Origin of the sequence: Mesorhizobium sp. LNHC252B00 (assembly GCF_000502955.1) — a bacterium.
Classification (GTDB): Bacteria; Pseudomonadota; Alphaproteobacteria; order Rhizobiales; family Rhizobiaceae; genus Mesorhizobium.
Map to the genome: position 1 here is coordinate 238,238 of NZ_AYWO01000003.1, position 18,256 is coordinate 256,493.

Below are 18,256 nucleotides of genomic sequence, written 5' to 3' on the forward strand. Positions count from 1 at the left end.
GGCCGGGGTCAAGCTCCGGCCAGCAGGCTCGCATTGCCCCCGGCAGCCGTCGTATCGACGCAGACAGCCCGTTCATGTGCATAGGCCGCCGGGTTCAACACCTCGCTGACCAGCGGCACGATCGGACCGGAGCGGTTGGCAATGACCTTGCGCACGACACGCGCAGCCTCGGGCGTGCCCGAGAAAGCGACGACATCGACGCGCAGCGATCGCGCTTCGACCGGATCCGGCCGGCCGTCCAAGGCGGCCAGGGGCAGGCCCTTGCCGGTCAGCGCCGAGAGCGCCGCCGGTGCGCCGGGCGCGACCGCCAGCACCGCATTGCCGGCAGCGAGCGCCTGGATCGTCTGAGCGAGCAGCGTATCGCCATCGGGACCAAGGCATAGCACCCGTCCGCGTGGCGACAGCGAGAGCGTGTTGGCTTCGCCGGTCGGTCCCGGCAGATCGACCTGGCCGAAGTCGATGCCGGCGGCAGCGCCAATGGCTGCGGCACCCTTGCCGCGCAGATGCTTCCTCAGAATGGCGATCCGGTCCGGGCGCGTCGACCAGCCGCCAAGTGTGGGATCGGGCAGATTGTCGGCAAGTTCGGTCGCCGTGACCTTATGGCCATCCTGCAAATGGGTGCCGGCCTCCGGCCCCTTGCGAAAGCGGCGGAGATAGTGCGGACCGCCAGCCTTCGGACCGGTGCCTGAAAGCCCCTCGCCGCCAAACGGCTGCGAACCGACGACGGCACCGATCTGGTTGCGGTTGACGTAGATGTTACCGGCATGGATGCGGTCGACGAAATGCTGAACGCGGCCCTCGATGCGGGTGTGCAGGCCGAAGGTGAGGCCATAGCCCTTGCGATTGATGGCGGCGATGACCCCGTCGATCTCGTCGGCGTCGAACGTGGCGACGTGCAGCACCGGCCCGAACACCTCGCGCTCCATGTCCTCGATGCCCTTGACCCGGAAGATATGCGGCGCGACGAAGCGGCCCACTTTGGGCGCCTCGAGCTTGGCGATCAGCCGGCCCTGCAGGCCCATCTTCGTGCAGTACTCGCGGATCGAACTCTGCGCCTCGTCGTCGATGACAGGGCCGACATCGGTCGAAATCCGCCAGGGATCGCCAACGCTGAGCGCCTCCATGGCGCCCTTCAGCATCTCCAGCATCTTCTTCTCGACGTCCTTCTGCACATAGAGCACGCGCAGCGCCGAGCAGCGCTGGCCGGCACTCTGGAAGGCCGAGGCCAGGATGTCGCGCACGGCTTGCTCGGGCAGCGCGGTGGAATCGACGATCATCGCGTTGAGACCGCCGGTCTCGGCGATCAGCATTGCGTCGGGCGCGGCCGTCTCTGACAGCTGTTTCTCGATCAGCTTCGCGACCTCGGTCGAGCCGGTGAAGCAGACGCCGGCAATGCGCGGATCGGCGGTGAGCGGCCCGCCGACCGATGGGCCGTCGCCGGGCAGAAGCTGGATGACATCTTCCGGCACGCCGGCCTCGCGCAGCAATTCGACGGCGCGGAAAGCGATCAGCGGCGTCTGCTCGGCCGGCTTGGCGATAACCGAATTGCCGGTGACGAGTGCGGCGGCGATCTGGCCGGTAAAGATGGCGAGCGGAAAGTTCCACGGCGAAATGCAGGCGATGGCGCCGCGCGCTTGCGTGCCCGCCTCCGCATTGGCCGCCTCAGTGGCGTAGTAGCGTAGGAAGTCGACGGCCTCGCGCACCTCGGCGACGCCGTCGGCCAGCGATTTGCCGGCCTCCCGAGTGGCGAGTGCAAAGAACTCGACGGCATTCGCCTCGTAGAGATCGGCAGCGCGGTTCAGGATGGCCGCGCGCTCGCCCACGGGACGCTTCGTCCAGGCCGGTTGCGCTTCCACTGCAAAGCGAACGGCGGTCGCCACCTGCTTGGCAGCGGCTTCACTGACCGTGCCGACCACCTCGGAAGGCTTTGCCGGGTTTACAATTGGACGCTGCTTGCCGTAGCCGGCCGCCCGGGTGATCGGCTTGGCATGCCAGCGATCCGGCCCGACGAAGGCCGCCCTGGCCTTGTCGATCGCCGCCAGCGTCATTGTGTCGGTGATATCGAAACCCTTCGAGTTGCGGCGACCGGCCCCAAAAATCTGCGAAGGCCGGGCAATCGCCGGATTGGCGGCCGGACCCTGGCTCTCCACGGTTTCGAGTGGATCGCGGGCAATGTCCTCCGGCTCGACGTCCTCGTCGGTGAGCTGGTGCACGAATGAGGAGTTGGCGCCGTTCTCCAGCAGCCGGCGGACCAGATAGGCAAGCAGATCGGAATGCGCACCGACTGGTGCATAGATGCGGCAGCGCGTGCCCTCGGCCCGGCGCACCGTTTCGTGCAGGGCCTCACCCATGCCATGCAGGCGCTGGAACTCGAAGGTATCGCGATTGTCAGCCATCGACAGTATGGCGGCGACGGTGTGGGCATTGTGGGTGGCGAATTGCGGATAGATGCGGTCGGTCATGCCAAGCAGTTTCTTCGCGCAAGCGATGTAGGAGACATCAGTGTTGACCTTGCGGGTGAAGACGGGATAACCGGCGAGCCCGAGCGTCTGCGCCCGCTTGATCTCGGTGTCCCAATAGGCGCCCTTGACCAGCCGCACCATGATGTTGCGGCCGTACTTCTTGGCCAGTGCATAGAGCCAGTCGATGGCGAAGGCCGCGCGTGGTCCATACGCTTGCACCACCACACCAAAACCGTTCCAGCCGGCGAGCTCCGGCTCAGCCAGCACCCGCTCGATGACATCGAGAGACAGATCGAGGCGGTCGGCCTCCTCGGCATCGATGTTGAGACCCATGCGCGAATGGCGCGCGGCCAGCGCCAACGACAGCAGTCGCTCGGCCATGACCGGCAGCATCCCGTCCTTCTGCGCCACCTCATAGCGCGGATGCAGCGCCGACAGCTTGACCGAGATTCCGTGGTTCTGGCGGATATCAGGGCCATTGGAACCGGCGTCGAGCGAGGAAATCGCGTCGGCATAGGCCTTGTGGTAACGCAAGGCATCGGCCTCGGTGCGGGCTGCCTCGCCCAGCATATCGAAGGAATAGAGATAGCCCTTCTGCGTCATTGGCCGGCCGCGCTTGACGGCTTCAGTGATGGTGCGGCCGAGCACGAACTGCTCGCCCATTTCGCGCATGGCGGCGGCCACTGCCTTGCGGATGACCGGCTCGCCCAACCGCCGCACCATCGAGCGCAGCGTGCCTTCGATGCCGCCCTCGCCTTCATCGAGGACACGGCCGGTCAGCATCAGCGCCCAGGTCGAGGCGTTGACGAAAATGGAACTCGAGCCGCCCGAATGCGCCGACCAGTCGTGCGGCGCGATCTTGTCGGCGATGAGGTCGTCCATCGTCTCGGTGTCGGGCACGCGCAACAACGCCTCGGCCAGGCACATCAGCGCCACGCCTTCCTTGGTGGAAAGACCGTAGGCGGAGAGGAAGACTTCCATCAGCCTTGGATCGGACGATCCACGCACCGCCCGCACCAGATCCGCGGCGCGGGCAGAGATTGCCTTGCGGTCTTTCGCTGAAAGCCCCGTCGCCTCGGCCAGTCGCTTCACGGCCTCGTCTTCGTCGGGCAGATAGTTGGCGCGGATCTGCTGGCGGATGGCATCAAGCGCTGGCATGGCGGTCCCATGGATCGAGCAAAGGGGATCGGGCCGGCGGTCACCGAACCGAATGGCGCAAGCTAGCACAAATGCGAAATTTCGGCCGGTCCAAAGAAATCGACACTGCAGCTCATTTGCCCTATCTTGGGCGTCCAGAAATTGACATATGGCCTGAAACTTCGATGACAGAAGACCAATTGGACCGCATCGACAGGAATATCCTGGCGGCGCTGGCAAGCGATGGCCGGCTGTCCATGTCAGAACTGGCGGCAAAGGTCGGCCTGTCGAAGACGCCCGTCCAGGCGCGGGTGAAGCGGCTGGAAAAGGAAGGCTACATCAGGGGCTACCAGGCGATCATCGACCGCGAGCGCATGGACGAAGGCCATGTTGCCTTCGTCCAGGTGAAGTTGTCCGACACCCGATCCGCCGCGCTCGACGCCTTCAACCGATCCGTGCAGGCCGTGCCGGAGATCGAACAATGCCACATGATGGCGTCGAGCTTCGACTATCTGCTGAAGGTTCGCACCCGGGATATCGCCGCCTACCGCCGCGTCTTGGGCGAGCGTATTTCAGCCCTGCCCCACGTCGCCCAGACCTCGACCTTCGTGGCAATGGAGACGGTGAAGGATCGGTAACTCACTCCGAAAGCGTCTTCAGGAACGCCACCAGCGCCGCACGTTCATGATCCGACAGCTCCAGCGGATGAATTTCGGACGTACCCTCCACGCTAGGGGCCGCCTTGGCGTAGTGCGCCACCACTTCGTCGAGCGACGAAAACTGCCCGGCATGCATGTAGGGCGGCCGCGTTGCGGCTCCGCGCAGCGACGGTGTCTTGTAGGCGCGGATGAGTTGCGGCGCATCCTTGACCATGAAGCGCAGTTCGCCACAGGCGGTGGCGTCGCCATCGCGATAGGCGCCGAAGCAGTTGAACGGGTCGGCTTCGACTTGGCGCACGGCATCGATGCGGCCGCGATCTGGCGGCAGGCCCGCAACGGGCGGCACGCCGGTGTTGTGAAAACCGTTGTCGGTGAAGCGCGGGCCGTTGTGGCAGGTCACGCAATTGGCCTTGCCGATGAACAGTTTTAGCCCAAGGATCTCCTCCTTCGAAAAAACAGCGTCGCCTTTCGGCTCGGCGCCGGTGACGAGGTCCATCGCAAAGCGGTCGAAGCGCGTCGGCGCTGGCTCGATCGATCGTTCGAAAGCGGCGATCGCCTTGCCGATATTGGCAAAGACGCCGTTGATGGCGTCACGCTGCACGCCGCTCATCGCGTCCCAAACAGCCTTCTCAGCATCGTTTCCAAGCGGGCTGGCATTCGACGGCATGTCGGAAAAATCGGGCAGCGGCCCGAAGATGCGCTCGTAGCGTTCGCCGAAGCGCGCCTTGATGTAATGGGCGTAGGCAGCGCGGTTTCCTGCCTGCTCCAGTGGATTTTCGAGCGGTGTTAGCGCTTGCGCCCACAGGCTATCGCGGCGGCCGTCCCAGAAGAACCAGGGATCGCGCGCCACTCCGGCCAGCGGCATGGTGCGCCGGTTGGTGTGGCCGACGCCGACGGCTTGTGGCAGGTCGTCCTGGAATTGCCGGTCGATCTTATGGCAGGTCGAACAGGATACCGTGCCATCACGGCTCATGCCCTGATCGAAAAACAGCGTCGAACCGAGTGCGGCGGCGGCCGGCACGTCGGCAAAGCGGTTGGTGGTGTCGGGCTTGGGCGGCGGCAGTGAGGACAGCGCCAGCGAGGCGATGGTCTTCTTCTCGGCGTCGGAGAAGTCAGGCTCGCCGCAACCGGCAAGCATAACGGCAACCATCATTGCCAGAAAACGTGAAAGCCACCTCATTTCTCGCTCACAGCACCACATTGAAGAGCACGGTGTCGGAGCCGGCATTGGCCGAAATGGCGAAATGCAGCTGCCACCAGCCGCTCATGGTGAACTTCACCCCCTCTATGCGATAGCGTCCGTCGCCGAGATAGTCGGTCGCCTGCGGGCTGGTTGGCAGGCCATGACTGTGCAGCGGCATGCCACCGGAGATCGTGATCGCGGCCCCCTCGACCGGAGTTCCAGACTTTGTCTTCAGCGTCAGCAGCCACGATTGCAGCTGGCCTTGCCGCACAACGCCCCGCTCCGGCAAGAAACTAGCCACGAATAGCCCGTTGTCGGTGTTCTTCGTGCGCGAAACATCCGGGCCGGCAGGGTGCGACGACCGCGGCGCCGTCAGATAGACCACCGCGAGAATTCCGACCAGCAAGGCAGCCAGACCAAAACCTGCGAGAAGATAGCGCCATATCGATGCCAAACCGTTTCCTCTTCTGCAGACAACGCTCTGCCGGACGGATCGCATCCCGCCAGCTGTGGGAAAACGCCATGGCGGAAAAAACCCTGCTTGCCAAGCATGGCGCTGCCGGTGGCAAAAAGCTACAGCAGCGAGATCACTGGAGGATTGCAGATGGCGGGAAACGGCGTCGCCTCGATCGGCGAATGCATGCTCGAACTGTCGGGTCAGACGGGACCAAACTGGCGCATGGGCTTTGCCGGCGACACGTTCAACACGCTTTGGGCACTGCACGCGTTGAGCACTGAGCGGCCCGCAACCTATGTCTCGGCCTTCGGCGACGATCCGTTTTCCCAAGGCCAAATCGGCTTCTTCGCGGAAAACGGCATCGGCATCGGCTCCAGCCCCATCATAGCGGGGGCGCGACCGGGTCTCTATGCCATCACGCTCACCGGCGCCGAGCGCTCCTTCACGTACTGGCGTTCCGACGCTGCTGCCCGGCAGCTTGCCTCGGATCCTGCAGCACTATCGAAAAACCTGGAAAATCAGGCCCTTGTCTATTTCAGCGGCATCACTTTGGCAATTCTGAGCGAGGCCGCGCGCACCACATTGCTGGCGGCTGTCGCCAAGGCGCGGGCAGCCGGCTCGACTGTCGCGTTCGATCCCAATTACCGGCCGCGGCTTTGGCGCAATCGCGAGGAGGCGCAGGCCGCGATCGCCGAAGCCCTTGTCGTCACCGATATCGCACTGCCGACCTACCCCGACGAGCAGATGCTGTTTGGTGATAAAACACCGCGGGCGACGGCCGAGCGGCTCGGGCAACTCGTCGGTGAGGTCGTCGTCAAGAATGGCGAAGCGCCGGCACTGATTGCCCAAGGAGAAACGCTGTGCGAGGTCCCGGCGATCCATGTCGCCGACCCCGTCGATACGACCGGCGCAGGCGATTCGTTCAACGGCGGTTATCTTGCGGCTCGTCTTGCCGGCCATGAGGCGCTGGAAGCCGCACGCCGTGCCCATCGCGTCGCCGCCGCCGTGGTGCAGGTGCGCGGCGCACTGGCGCCGTTCGAGACGCTGCGAAACGCTTTCGAAGGCTAAGGTCCGGTGAGATTCAGGTCAGGCCAAGCCGAAAACAGCAGGTTCCGAGAACCGGAGCGGACGTCCTTTTTGGGAATATGAGCACCGGAAGCGCAGGAAACGGCTGTTTGCAGGCCGGTCTCACCTGAATATCGGCGGACCTTAAGGCAGGCGGAAGCGATACTCCGTCACATGATGATAGATCGCGCCCGGCCACAAGGTTGCCTGCGGGAAGTAGGGCCGGTTCGGCGCATCCGGCCATATCTGCGGCTCCAGGCAGAAACCGCAAAAGGCCTTGTAGTTGCGGCCTTCGAGGCCGGTACGCAGCGTCACGTACTGGCCGGTATAGAGCTGAACGCCGGGCTCGGTGGTCCAGACTTCCATCTCGACACCGGAACTGGCGCCTTGCGTCCATGCCGCCTGCTTGAGCGGTCCACGTGACGCGGCAAGGCAAAAATTCTGGTCGTAGGGCAGTTGCTCGCCCTCGATCTCCATGCGCAAGGGCCGCGCCTGGCGGAAATCGAACGGCGTGCCGTCAACCGGCTTGACCACCCCGGTCGGGATCATGTCGCCATCGACCGGCAGATAGGCACCGGCATTCAGCATCATCCTGTGGTCGAGAATGTCGCCGGCGCCGCCATCATCCAGGTTGAAATAGGAATGCTGGGTGAGATTGCACAGCGTCGGCTCCTCGCAGGTGGCAGTCAGCTCGACACTGAGCGTGCCCGGGATCTTCAGCCGATAGGTGCAGGTGACGTCGAGCGCGCCGGGAAAGCCCATCGAGCCATCGGGGTCATGCAGCGTCAGGGTGACGAAATCCCTGCCATGCAGCGAAACCGTCCACGGCCTGTGGGAATAGCCCTGCGAGCCGCCATGCAACGTATGTTTCCCGAGGAAATTTTGCTCGGTCTGATAGCGACTGCCGGCGATGGTGAAACGGCCATCGCGGATGCGGTTGGCATAGCGGCCGACGACCGCGCCGAAGAAGGCCCTATCGGTCTCATAGGATCCCAGATTGTCATAGCCGAGCACCAACGGCGCATCGTGCCCGGTTAGGCGCAGATCCTGGATGATCGCTCCCAGGCCAAGGATGTTGGCAGTGATGCCGCCGCCCCTGATCGTGAAGCGACGCACCGCCTCGCCTGCCTGCGTCGTACCGAAAACCTCGCCGTCCTTCATCGCCATGCCCGCAAATGCCAGTTGATCCAGTCGGCTGGTTTCCCGCACAAAACGGGCAGGCCATCGGCCTCCCCATCTCAGGAATAGATTATCAGAGGCCGAGGCCGCCAATGCAGACATATTTGGTATCGAGATAATCCTCGATGCCCTGATGTCCGCCTTCCTTGCCGAGGCCGGATTCCTTGACGCCGCCGAACGGAGCTTCCGGTGTGGTGATAAGGCCTTCATTGACGCCGACCATGCCGTATTTCAGTCCTTCCATGACGCGGAAGGCGCGGCCGAGATCGCCGGTGTAGAAATAGCAGGCGAGACCGAATTCGGTGTCGTTGGCGAGCGCGACGGCTTCCTCTTCGGTGTCGAACTTGAACACCGGTGCCACCGGGCCAAAGATCTCTTCCTTCATGAAGCGCATCTTGGGTGTCGCGTTGGCGATGACCGTCGGCTGGAAGAAGGAACCGCCGAGCGCATGGCGCTTGCCGCCGGCGACGACCTTGCCGCCCTTGGACGTCGCGTCGGCGATCAGTTCCTCGACCTTCTCGACCGCCTTCTCGTCGATCAGCGGTCCCTGCTGCACGCCGTCCTCGAGGCCGGAACCGACCTTCAGCCCGTTGCTGGCGGCGGCGAGCTTCTCGACGAATTTGTCATAGACGCCAGACTGAACCAGGAAGCGGTTGGTGCAAACGCAGGTCTGACCGGAATTGCGATACTTGGCGGTGATCGCACCGGCGACGGCACGATCGAGGTCGGCGTCGTCGAAGACGATGAACGGCGCGTTGCCGCCGAGTTCCATCGACACCTTCTTGACGGTGACCGACGACTTCTGAATGAGAAGCTTTCCGACCTCGGTCGAGCCGGTGAAGGTGATCTTCGACACCAGCGGATTTGCGCAGATCTCGTCGCCGATCTCATTGGCCGAGCCGGTCAGGATGTTGATGACGCCCTTCGGGAAACCGACTTCCTCGGCGAGCGCGCCCCAGGCAAGACCCGAGTAAGGCGTCTGCGAGGCGGGCTTTACCACCGCGGTGCAGCCGGCGGCGAGCGCCGGGCCGAGTTTGCGGGCCAGCATCGAGGACGGAAAATTCCACGGCGTGATGGCGGCGATGACGCCAACCGGCTCCTTGGTCACCAGGATGCGGCGGTCCGCCCACGGCGATGGTACCACGTCGCCATAGGTGCGGCGACCTTCCTCGGCGAACCACAGGACATAGGATGCGGCGGAGCCGATCTCGCCCTTCGATTCGAACAGCGACTTTCCCTGCTCGATGGTCAGCAGCTCGGCCAGCACGTCCTGGCTGTCCATCATCGCGTCGTGCAACTTGCGCAGCAGCTTCGAGCGCTCGAGCGCAGTCGTCTTCCGCCAACTCTTGAAAGCTTCTGCGGCGGCTTCGATGGCGCGGCGGGTCTCGGCCTTGCCCGACTTCGGTACAGTGCCGATCTTGAGGCCGGTGGCCGGATTGTTGACGTCGACCGTCTGGCCGCTGTCGGCCTGCACCCATTCGCCGTTGATGAGATTGGCCTGCCGCATGAAATGGCTGGTTTTCTGAAGCATGGTCTATCCTCCGTTCGGCACTGACGGCCGGTCTGTGAAGTCTTCGGTGAGCGCGCGCCATGGACTGAAGCCCGCACGCCGGAGCCATTGCTCTTTACCTAGGGCAAGGCCCGCAAGCAATCGCTACATGGCATATAGGGGTTGGGCCAGTCGGGGGCGAGAGCAGGCTCGCTTATGAGATGCCGATCGCAGGCGGGCATCGCCCGAAAATCGGCACACATGGTATCAGAAAACGTGGAGCACCACCGTCAGCCAGAAAGCGGTGGTGATGGCGGCGCAGGCGGTCGCGATGATCATCTGGTTCGACGCCAACGCCTGGCCCGTGTTAAACTGCACCGCGATCAGATAGGAATTGACGCCGGATGGCATCGCGGCAACCATCACCGCCACCTTGGCAGTCAAGGGCGGCAGGCCGAGCAGCCAGACGAAGGCGAGGACCAGCGCCGGCATCAGGAACAGCTTCAACGCCGAAAGCACCAGCGCCGGCCTGATATTGCCCGAAATGCCGAAGCGGCGCAGGCTGAGCCCCATGGCGAACAACGCCACCGGCCCCGCCGTACCGGCCAATGCATCGACCAGGCGCATGGCGACATCAGGCAGCGGCGCACCTGTGATGCGCCATGCAAGTCCTGCCAGAATGCCGATGATCAACGGATTCATGAAAAGCCGCTTGAGGAAGCTATGGATAACGCGCAACGGATGCACCGGTTCGCCGCTGGCGCGCCCGAAGGCTTCGAACAACACGATCGAGGCCATCAGCATGATCGGCAGATGCACTGACACCAGCAACGACAGTACCTCGAAACCATCCGCTCCGAATATGCCGAGGATAAAGGGGGCGCCGAGCAGCACGATATTGGAAAAGGCCGACGAAACTCCGCCGACGACGCCGGCGCGTGCATCTCGCCCGAATATCCGCCTGGTGACGAGATGCCCGGCGGCCCAGGTGATTGCCACGGCCGCGAAATAGGCGCCCCACAGCGACCAAGGTGCCACTCCGTGGAAATCCGCGTTCACCATGGTCTGGAACAACAGCAGCGGCATCGCTACGCTCACCGCAAAATCGGCTATGCCCTCGCCGCTCGCCGGCTTCAGATAGCCGGTAAACCCGGCGAGATAGCCGAGCGCGACAAGACTGAAGACAAAAAGGACGGTTTCGGTGAGCGGAGACATTTTTCCCGTGATAGGCGAGCCATGGTCGCGGCGCAATCGCGCCCGAATTTGATCATCGTCGGCTGGCAGGCTTATAGAGGGTTTGAAGCATCGGGCGGATGAAACGACAAATGGCCTTTGTCGGCACTTGGAACGGCAATCTTGTCCGACGGTTGGCAGCTCTCGTCGCCGCGCTGCTTTGCCTCGGGATTGGTATGGCTCAGGCCGCGGAAACCAAGAACCTCAAGGGCGTGGCGCTGATCATCGGCCAGTCGAAATACGAGCACATCGCCCCCCTCCCCAACCCGGCCAATGACGCCCGCGACATGGCCAAGATGCTGACTGATCTCGGCTTCGACGCCCGCAGCGTCACCGATCGCGACGCCGCCAAGCTGAAGCGCGACCTGGAGCGTTTCACGGAAGATGCCGAAGGTGCAGATGTCGCCTTCATCTATTATTCCGGTCACGGCATCGAGGCCGGCGGCGAGAACTATCTGGTTCCGGTCGATGCCGACGTGTCGTCACTCAGAGATGCCGACAAGGCATTGGTGCCGATATCCGCCGTCATGGACGCGCTGAAAACGACCGTGCCGGTGACGATCGTGCTGCTCGATGCATGCCGCACTAACCCGTTTCCCGCGGGCGCCGCGGTGCGGCACGCCCCGACCGCCTCCGCCTCGCCGATCGGTGCCGGCGGGCTGGAACCGGTGCGCGGCGCCAAGGCGCTCGGCAATGCGCCTGCGACGGACGCAAGCCTGGGCACGGTGGTCGGCTTTGCCGCCGAGCCAGGCCGTCCGGGGCNCCGGCGCTCGATGGCGCCGCCGGCGAAAACAGCCCCTACGCGGCCGCCCTGCTGCGCCACCTCGCGGCGATGAAGGGCACCGAGTTCGGCTCGGTCATGCGCATGGTGACCGAGGAGGTCTATCTCGACACCAAGGCAAAACAGCGTCCCTGGGTCAATGAAAGCCTGCGCCGGCTGCTCTATTTCGGCGTCGCACCAGCGGAGCCGACCGGCGACGACGGGCTGATCACCGGCGAACGGCGCCAGCTGCTGTTGACGATTTCCGAGCTGCCCGACCCAAAACGGGCACAGGTGGAACTGGCGTCGCTGCAGGAAGGCGTGCCGCTCGACGCACTCTATGGCGTGCTGAAGGCGCTAGGCACGGAAAAGATCCCCGAAGATCCGACCGACCTGCAAAAAGTGCTCGACGCCCAGGCCGAGCGCCTGAAGAAGATGATGTCCGAGCGCGCCGCACTGCGCACCGACGATCCGGAGATCAAACGGCTGGTCGCCTCCGCCGACAAGGCGATCGGCCAGGGCGCCATCGTGACGGCGCGGAAATTCCTCGACGACGCCGTCGGCCGGGTCGAGCAGACCAACGATGCAGTTGATGAGGCCGAGGATCTCGTCAAGCAGAAGCGTCTTGCCGATGCCGCGATCTACGCCAGGCGCGCCGGTGCCTCGGCACTGGTCTTCGACTACAAATCCGCCGCCGGCGACTATGCCAAGGCGTTTTCGCTGGCGGAAAAATGGGACGACAAGCTGCGCTGGAACTACAAGAACCAGGAAGCCGAGGCGCTGAACGCTTACGGCTACGCCACCGGTGACCTCGATGCGCTGCAGCACTCCATCGAGGCCTATCGCATCATCCTCAACTTCATTCCCAATGGCGAACAGAACCGCGACTGGGCGATCACCCGCAACAACATGGCGGTGGTGCTGCAGACCATCGGCGAGCGCGAGACGGAGACCGCGCGCCTTGAAGAGGCAGCACGGATCTTTCGCGATTCCCTTGTCGTGTTCGAGCGCGAGAAGGACGACCTCAACTGGGCCGCCGCGCAGAACAATCTGGCCAATGTGCTGTTGAAGATCGGCGAACGCGAGAGCGACCCGAAGCGCCTGAATGAAGCGGTGGTGGCGATGCGCGCCACACTCGAGAAGCGCCCGCGCGACAAGGTGCCGCTCGACTGGGCGGCTTCGCAAAACAATCTCGGTCTGGCGCTCTATGCGCTTTCCGAACGCGAACCCACTAGCGAGCATCTGATGCAAGCCGAAGCCGCCTACCGGCTGGCGCTCGAGGAATACACCCGCAAAAAAGCGCCGGTGGAATGGGCGATGGTCGAGAACAATCTCGGCAACACGCTGGTGTCGCTCGGCATTCAGCTCAACGCCAAGGAGAAGATCAACAAGGCGGCCGATGCATTCCGTGCCGCGCTCGAGGTGCGAACCCGCGAAACCTTCCCGGTCTCGTGGGCAACCAGCCGGCTGAATCTCGGCAACGCACTGAGCGGTGTCGCCCGCTTCGATATGGGAACCGGCGCGCTCGAAGAGGCAGCGGCGGCCTATGACGATGCTCTGACGGTGTTTACTCGGCAGCGTTTCCCGATGGACTGGGCGTCGGCGCAGAACAATCTCGGCTCGATCTACCAGACGCTTGGCCAGCGCACCCGCGACGCGGCCAAGCTCGAGCAATCGGTGAGCGCCTTCCGGGCCGCGCGGCACGTCTATGTCAGGCGAAAATTCCCCCTCGACTGGGCGATGAGCCACTACAATCTCGGCAACACGCTGCAGCTTCTCGCCGGTGTCACGGACAAGCCCGAACATTACGGCGAGGCGATCGCCGCCTATCGCGATGCGTTGCGCGAGTACAAGCGCGAGACGAACCCGCGGCAATGGGCGCTGAGTGAGGCCGGTCTCGGGTCGGCGCTGCACTGGCTGAGCATGAGCGATGCCAATCCCAAAACCCTGCAGGATTCAATCGCGGCCCGGCGGGCAGCGCTTGAGGTGCTGACTATCGAAGCCGCCCCCATCGATTGGGCCAACGCCCAGAACGGCATAGGCTTGAGTCTGCTCAACCTCGGCAATCTCGAACGCACGGACAAATACCTCGATGACGCAGAGGCAGCCTTCACGGCGACGCTGAAGGTATTCACCCGCGAGAGTCAGCCCTTGCAGTGGGCGTTCGAACAGAACAACCTCGGCGACGTCCATTGGAACCACGCCAGTTATGGCGCGGGTAGGCTGGAATATCTGAAAGCCATCGAATTCTTCGAGAGCGCCAAGCGGGGGTTTACCGAAGCCGGCTACACGATGCCCATTCCGTTGACCGACCAGAAAATCGATCTAGCGAAGAAGCAGATGGCCAAGAAGTAAGGCTCCGCCCGACCGCGCCTTGTCTTTCGGCTGGCTTTACGTCCCTATATGTCCGGTCACCGGAACCCATTGCCGGGAACCGGAGAAGGATAGCCTATGATTCGACTTGTGCTGGCTTTGCTTCTGCTGGCCATCCCGGCCGCAACCCACGCCACGGACGCCGGCTGGGCACTATTACGCGATGGCGGCCATGTCGTACTACTGCGTCATGCCATGGTCACCGGCACCACCGATCCGGTCAATTTCGACATCGACAGCTGTGCCACCCAGGTCAACCTGTCCGCACGCGGCAAGCAGCAGGCGAGCAAGATCGGCGCCTTGTTCGCCGCTCGTGCAGCTCCTATCGAGCGCGTGCTGTCCAGCCGCTACTGCCGCTGCGTGGACACCGCCCGCATTGCTTTCGAGGCCGAACCGAAGCTGTTTGCACCGCTCGATCTCCTGAAGGGCGACGCGGCGCAAAAAGCCTCTCAGATCGCAGCGATCCTGAAGGAGATCCGCGCCTATTCCGGCTCCGACAATCTGGTCATGGTCACCCATCTGGAAAATATCCAGGCACTGACCGGCGTTTCGCCCCGCGAAGGCGAGGCCGTGGTCGTCGAACCGCAGGACGATGGCCTGCGCGTACTCGGCCGGGTCACCTTTTAGGCACTGCACTCCATCACGGATGGTTTGAAGCAGTGTTGCCGAAATGCCACCATTGAAAGACGCCGCAAATCAGCCGCGACAATCCCGCTTGCGACAACCCGTCGCAGGGGCTATAGGCGCGCTCCCGGTCACGAGAACTGGAGTGAGCACAACGGTTGGAGCTTTCGTCTCCGCCCGTGCAGGCGGCTTTGCCGCCCTGTATACGGCGCCGCTTTGGGGATTGGGATCGCGGATGTAGCTCAGCGGGAGAGCGCCGGATTTGGGTCCGGAGGTCGGGGGTTCAATTCCCTTCATCTGCACCACGGATAGCTCAGTTGGGTAGAGCATCAGATCGAGAATCTGACTGTCGAAGGTTCGATTCCTTCTCCATTGGCTTCCAAGCCATTCGAAAACGGTCCGGGGATTGGAATGCGAAAGACTGGACGGATGGCCCAGGCCCTCGGGCACGGATCATCCTGAGCGTCTTCCGCCATCGGCTCGCGGCCAGGCCCGCGGTGACGATCAAGGCGCAGTGTCGCCGGCAAGGGAGGCCAAGGCCTCCGGCGCTCGCTTCGCTGCCTCGCGATCCGCTCCCGCAGGCCCGCCACGGATTGATGCCACCAGTCCCCGGATCATTCGTGCCCGGACGAAACGATGTGAAACGAGAAACGAAAAGGACGATCGACGCATGACTTGACGCCTCGCATGGGGCCATGCCCGACTGGAGTGAAAGACAATGACTATTCTCGATCAGGTTCTTGGACGCGAGCGCGTCCTCGTAAGGGAAAACGAACGTGCCCTGACCCTGCACAAGGGTGAGATCAAGGCTGTCCTGATGCCGGGCGAGCATTGGCTCGCCAACCGGCGCGGCAGCCTCGAAGTGTCCCGGCACGACCTAAAGAACCCGGAATTCGTTTCGGGATACGAGAAGGCGTTGTTCGACAAGCTCCCGGAGGTGGCCGCGCGTCATTTCACCGTCGTTCGCACCGGGCGCACGGACGTCGCAATCATCGAACGTGACGGCAATTTGCACGCTGTGCTGGCGCCGGACCGCAAGCTGGTGCTGTGGACGGATGCCGGTCCGTGGAAGGTGACGCTGATCGACACATCGGTCGACCTCGCCATCGATGCGGCGGTCATGCGCCGGCTCGGCCAGGCCCGGAAGGCGGAATTGATGTCCGTCCATCCGGTCGTCGATGGTCAGGCCGGACTGCTGTTCATCGACGGTGTCCTGGTCAGGACGCTGACGGCGGGTGTGCATGGCTTCTGGAACGTCGGACGCATGGTGCAGATCAAGGTCGTCGACCTCAAGCGCCAGTCGCTTGACGTTGCCGGGCAGGAAGTGCTGACCAAGGATCGCGTGACGATCCGCGTCAACATCGCCGCCGAATACCGGGTCGTCGACCCGGTCAAGGCGGTGAGCATGGTGAAGGACTTCTCCGAAGCCCTCTACCGCGCCCTGCAGTATGCCTTCCGCAAGACGCTTGGCGCGCTGACGCTCGACCAGATCCTTGAAAAGAAGGTGACGATCGACGAGGAGGCGGCGGCCAAGGTTCGCGCCGATATGGCCGAGATCGGAGTGGAGGTCAGCGATATCGCCCTCAAGGATGTTATCCTGCCGGGCGAGATGCGCGAGATCCTCAACCAGGTGGTGTCGGCCGAAAAGCAGGCCGAGGCCAACATCATCCGTCGCCGCGAGGAGACGAACGCCACGCGTTCGCTGCTCAACACGGCCAGGGTGATGGCGGAAAACCCGGTAATGCTGCGGCTGAAGGAGCTCGAGGCTCTGGAAACCATCGCCGGCAAGGTCGAGCGGCTGACCGTCCACAACGGAACGGGCGGACTGCTCAACGACCTGGTCAAGCTCCGCGACAGCTGATGCATGCCGCCCAAGACTGGTTCCAGCTTGGGAAAGCGACCTGCATCGAAACAAAGGCTGACGTAACGTCAAGGGAAGGGCCGCCGGTCAGCCGGCGGCCCTTCTTGCCTTTGCAGAGCGGGTTCCCATCTGCGCCCGGCGTATGAGGCCTTTTCCTGCAGGGAAAAACCGATTAGACAGCGCCGAAACCAGATGCGGACAGATTCCGCCCGCAACCGAAGGAAAAGCCCTTGTCCAGCACGTTCGACAAAGTCGCCAAGATCATTGCCGACACCAGCGAGATCGATCTCGACACCATCACCCCGGAGAGCCACACGATCGACGATCTCGGCATCGACAGCCTCGATTTCCTCGATATCGTCTTCGCCATCGACAAGGAATTCGGCATCAAGGTGCCGCTTGAAAAGTGGACCCAGGAGGTCAATGACGGCAAGGCTTCGACCGACGATTACTTCGTCATGAAGAACTTGTGCGCCAAGATCGACGCACTGGTCGCCGCCAAAACCGCCTGACGTCAGTTGAGCGCGCGACCTTGACGCGCTCTGCCGCCTGACCCACAAAGCCGCCCATGAGCAGCCCCCGCGACGTCATCATCACTGGTATCGGCCTGGTCTCCTCCTTGGGGGAAGGTCCGGACGCCCATTGGCAGAAGCTCGCGCAGCCGGGCCTGGAACCGGTGCTCGAAACCGCGCGCTTTTCGCCCTACACTATCCATCCTTTGCCGGAGATTGACTGGAACCTGCAGATCGCCAAGCGTGGCGACCAGCGCCAGATGGAAACCTGGCAGAGGCTTGGCACCTATGCCGCGGGACTTGCACTGGACGACGCCGGCATCAAGGGCAATGACGAACTCTGCACAACCATGGACATGGTCGTCGCCGCCGGTGGCGGCGAGCGCGACGAGGCGGTCGATGCTGCCATTCTCGCCGCTTCGGAAAGCCGCAACGACCGCGACGTGCTGCTCAACGAGAAGCTGACCACCGAATTGCGGCCTACTTTGTTCCTGGCCCAACTGTCCAACCTGCTCGCCGGCAACATCTCCATCGTCCACAAGGTGACGGGATCGTCCAGAACTTTCATGGGTGAGGAAGGTGCCGGCGTCGCCGCCGTCGAGACCGCCGCCGCACGCATCCGTTCCGGCCAGTCGACGCACATCCTGGTCGGCGGCGCCTTCCAGACCGAACATTCCGACATGCTGCTGGGCTATGAGCTTGCCGGCTATTTGCATCGCGGCCCGTGGAAACCCGTCTGGCAAAGACAGGGTGGCGAGGGCGGCGGCGTCGTGACCGGGTCTGGCGGCGCTTTCCTGGTGCTGGAGCAGCGCGAACACGCGATAAGCCGTGGGCGCAAAATCTATGCCGAGCTCGGGCCGGTGGTCTCCGGCCGCTCCAGGCGGCAGCGAGGAGAACTCGATATGGCGATCGCCGCGCTGCTCAAGCAGGCTGTATTGCCGAACGGCAAATTGCTGGCCCTGTCGGGCGCATCGGGCGCCCATGCCGCGACATCAGCCGAGAAAGCAGCACTCGATGCCAATCCGGCGATATCAGCGCGCGGTTTCTCGACGCTGACCGGACACATGAAGGAAGCACAGTTTCCCTTCGCCGTAGCGCTGGCGGCTCTCGCTGTCCACCGCAGGGCCGCCTATCCTGTTTTTGATGCCGCAGCCGAGAAGCCGTTCGAAGGCGTTCCCGCAACTGTCCTTGCAACGGCGGTCGGCTATCACCAATTCGAGGGCATGGCGCTGGTCAACACCGCCTGAGACGGCGCTCCGCAA

Annotated in this window: 14 protein-coding genes and 2 tRNA genes; 10 read left to right on the forward strand and 6 right to left on the reverse strand. The window is 63.4% G+C overall.

What is annotated here, in order from left to right:
* Window positions 1-8: 8 nt before the first annotated feature.
* Window positions 9-3,620: a bifunctional proline dehydrogenase/L-glutamate gamma-semialdehyde dehydrogenase PutA gene (gene putA, locus X744_RS164100; RefSeq protein WP_023757688.1), complete on the reverse strand. Its 3,612-nt coding sequence runs from the start codon at window positions 3,618-3,620 to the stop codon at window positions 9-11.
* 164 nt (window positions 3,621-3,784) lie between these two features.
* Here putA and X744_RS164095 point away from each other — a divergent pair, with 164 nt between their 5' ends.
* The gene (locus X744_RS164095; RefSeq protein WP_023757689.1) at window positions 3,785-4,237 is read left to right on the forward strand and encodes an Lrp/AsnC ligand binding domain-containing protein; all 453 of its coding nucleotides are present in this window, start codon (window positions 3,785-3,787) and stop codon (window positions 4,235-4,237) included.
* A gap of 1 nt (window position 4,238) precedes the next feature.
* Here X744_RS164095 and X744_RS164090 read toward each other — a convergent pair whose 3' ends face one another.
* Window positions 4,239-5,438 carry a cytochrome c peroxidase gene (locus X744_RS164090; RefSeq protein WP_023757690.1) on the reverse strand — a complete coding sequence of 400 codons (1,200 nt, stop codon included), beginning with the start codon at window positions 5,436-5,438 and terminating at the stop codon, window positions 4,239-4,241.
* Window positions 5,439-5,445: 7 nt separating this feature from the next.
* A complete protein-coding gene (locus tag X744_RS164085; RefSeq protein ID WP_023757691.1) occupies window positions 5,446-5,895 on the reverse strand; it encodes a FixH family protein in 450 nt (149 codons plus the stop codon).
* 150 nt (window positions 5,896-6,045) lie between these two features.
* On the opposite strand from X744_RS164085, the gene X744_RS164080 reads away from it, so the two are divergent.
* Window positions 6,046-6,966 (forward strand): sugar kinase, encoded by a 921-nt coding sequence (locus tag X744_RS164080; protein WP_023757692.1) that lies wholly within the window; start codon window positions 6,046-6,048, stop codon window positions 6,964-6,966.
* 141 nt (window positions 6,967-7,107) lie between these two features.
* On the opposite strand, the gene X744_RS164075 is transcribed toward X744_RS164080, so the two are convergent.
* The 3 genes from X744_RS164075 to X744_RS164065 form a co-directional block, all read right to left on the reverse strand.
* A complete protein-coding gene (locus X744_RS164075; RefSeq protein ID WP_023757693.1) occupies window positions 7,108-8,130 on the reverse strand; it encodes an aldose epimerase family protein in 1,023 nt (340 codons plus the stop codon).
* Window positions 8,131-8,215: 85 nt separating this feature from the next.
* A complete protein-coding gene (locus X744_RS164070; RefSeq protein ID WP_023757694.1) occupies window positions 8,216-9,673 on the reverse strand; it encodes an NAD-dependent succinate-semialdehyde dehydrogenase in 1,458 nt (485 codons plus the stop codon).
* Between the two features lie 225 nt (window positions 9,674-9,898).
* Entirely contained in the window at window positions 9,899-10,846 is a 948-nt protein-coding gene (locus X744_RS164065; RefSeq protein WP_023757695.1) for an AEC family transporter, read from the reverse strand.
* Between the two features lie 98 nt (window positions 10,847-10,944).
* Here X744_RS164065 and X744_RS1000000174950 point away from each other — a divergent pair, with 98 nt between their 5' ends.
* The 8 genes from X744_RS1000000174950 (at window position 10,945) to X744_RS164035 (ending at window position 18,241) form a co-directional block, all read left to right on the forward strand.
* Window positions 10,945-11,700: a caspase family protein gene (locus X744_RS1000000174950; protein WP_245266435.1), complete on the forward strand. Its 756-nt coding sequence runs from the start codon at window positions 10,945-10,947 to the stop codon at window positions 11,698-11,700.
* Window positions 11,697-13,979 (forward strand): tetratricopeptide repeat protein, encoded by a 2,283-nt coding sequence (locus X744_RS01000000169285; RefSeq protein WP_245266437.1) that lies wholly within the window; start codon window positions 11,697-11,699, stop codon window positions 13,977-13,979. The genes X744_RS1000000174950 and X744_RS01000000169285 overlap by 4 nt, the downstream gene beginning before the upstream one ends.
* Window positions 13,980-14,075: 96 nt before the next feature.
* A complete protein-coding gene (locus tag X744_RS164060) occupies window positions 14,076-14,624 on the forward strand; it encodes a histidine phosphatase family protein (protein ID WP_023757696.1) in 549 nt (182 codons plus the stop codon).
* A gap of 228 nt (window positions 14,625-14,852) precedes the next feature.
* A tRNA-OTHER gene (locus X744_RS164055) sits at window positions 14,853-14,926 on the forward strand.
* Between the two features lie 2 nt (window positions 14,927-14,928).
* Window positions 14,929-15,003: transfer RNA gene (locus tag X744_RS164050), tRNA-Leu, on the forward strand.
* Window positions 15,004-15,339: 336 nt separating this feature from the next.
* A complete protein-coding gene (locus X744_RS164045) occupies window positions 15,340-16,482 on the forward strand; it encodes a slipin family protein (RefSeq protein WP_023757697.1) in 1,143 nt (380 codons plus the stop codon).
* A 230-nt stretch (window positions 16,483-16,712) separates the two neighbouring features.
* Entirely contained in the window at window positions 16,713-16,994 is a 282-nt protein-coding gene (locus tag X744_RS164040) for an acyl carrier protein (RefSeq protein WP_023757698.1), read from the forward strand.
* A gap of 56 nt (window positions 16,995-17,050) precedes the next feature.
* Window positions 17,051-18,241 (forward strand): beta-ketoacyl-ACP synthase, encoded by a 1,191-nt coding sequence (locus tag X744_RS164035; RefSeq protein WP_023757699.1) that lies wholly within the window; start codon window positions 17,051-17,053, stop codon window positions 18,239-18,241.
* The last annotated feature ends 15 nt before the right edge of the window (window positions 18,242-18,256 follow it).

Bases quoted from the DNA above. Each gene is read 5' to 3' on its own strand.
- X744_RS164035 (WP_023757699.1), top strand. From the start codon at position 17,051: ATGAGCAGCCCCCGCGACGTCATCATCACTGGTATCGGCCTGGTCTCC.
- X744_RS164080 (WP_023757692.1), top strand. From the start codon at position 6,046: ATGGCGGGAAACGGCGTCGCCTCGATCGGCGAATGCATGCTCGAACTG.
- X744_RS164095 (WP_023757689.1), top strand. From the start codon at position 3,785: ATGACAGAAGACCAATTGGACCGCATCGACAGGAATATCCTGGCGGCG.
- X744_RS164075 (WP_023757693.1), bottom strand. From the start codon at position 8,130: ATGGCGATGAAGGACGGCGAGGTTTTCGGTACGACGCAGGCAGGCGAG.
- X744_RS164060 (WP_023757696.1), top strand. From the start codon at position 14,076: ATGATTCGACTTGTGCTGGCTTTGCTTCTGCTGGCCATCCCGGCCGCA.
- putA (WP_023757688.1), bottom strand. From the start codon at position 3,620: ATGCCAGCGCTTGATGCCATCCGCCAGCAGATCCGCGCCAACTATCTG.
- X744_RS01000000169285 (WP_245266437.1), top strand. From the start codon at position 11,697: ATGAAGGGCACCGAGTTCGGCTCGGTCATGCGCATGGTGACCGAGGAG.
- X744_RS164065 (WP_023757695.1), bottom strand. From the start codon at position 10,846: ATGTCTCCGCTCACCGAAACCGTCCTTTTTGTCTTCAGTCTTGTCGCG.
- X744_RS164090 (WP_023757690.1), bottom strand. From the start codon at position 5,438: ATGAGGTGGCTTTCACGTTTTCTGGCAATGATGGTTGCCGTTATGCTT.
- X744_RS164045 (WP_023757697.1), top strand. From the start codon at position 15,340: ATGACTATTCTCGATCAGGTTCTTGGACGCGAGCGCGTCCTCGTAAGG.
- X744_RS164070 (WP_023757694.1), bottom strand. From the start codon at position 9,673: ATGCTTCAGAAAACCAGCCATTTCATGCGGCAGGCCAATCTCATCAAC.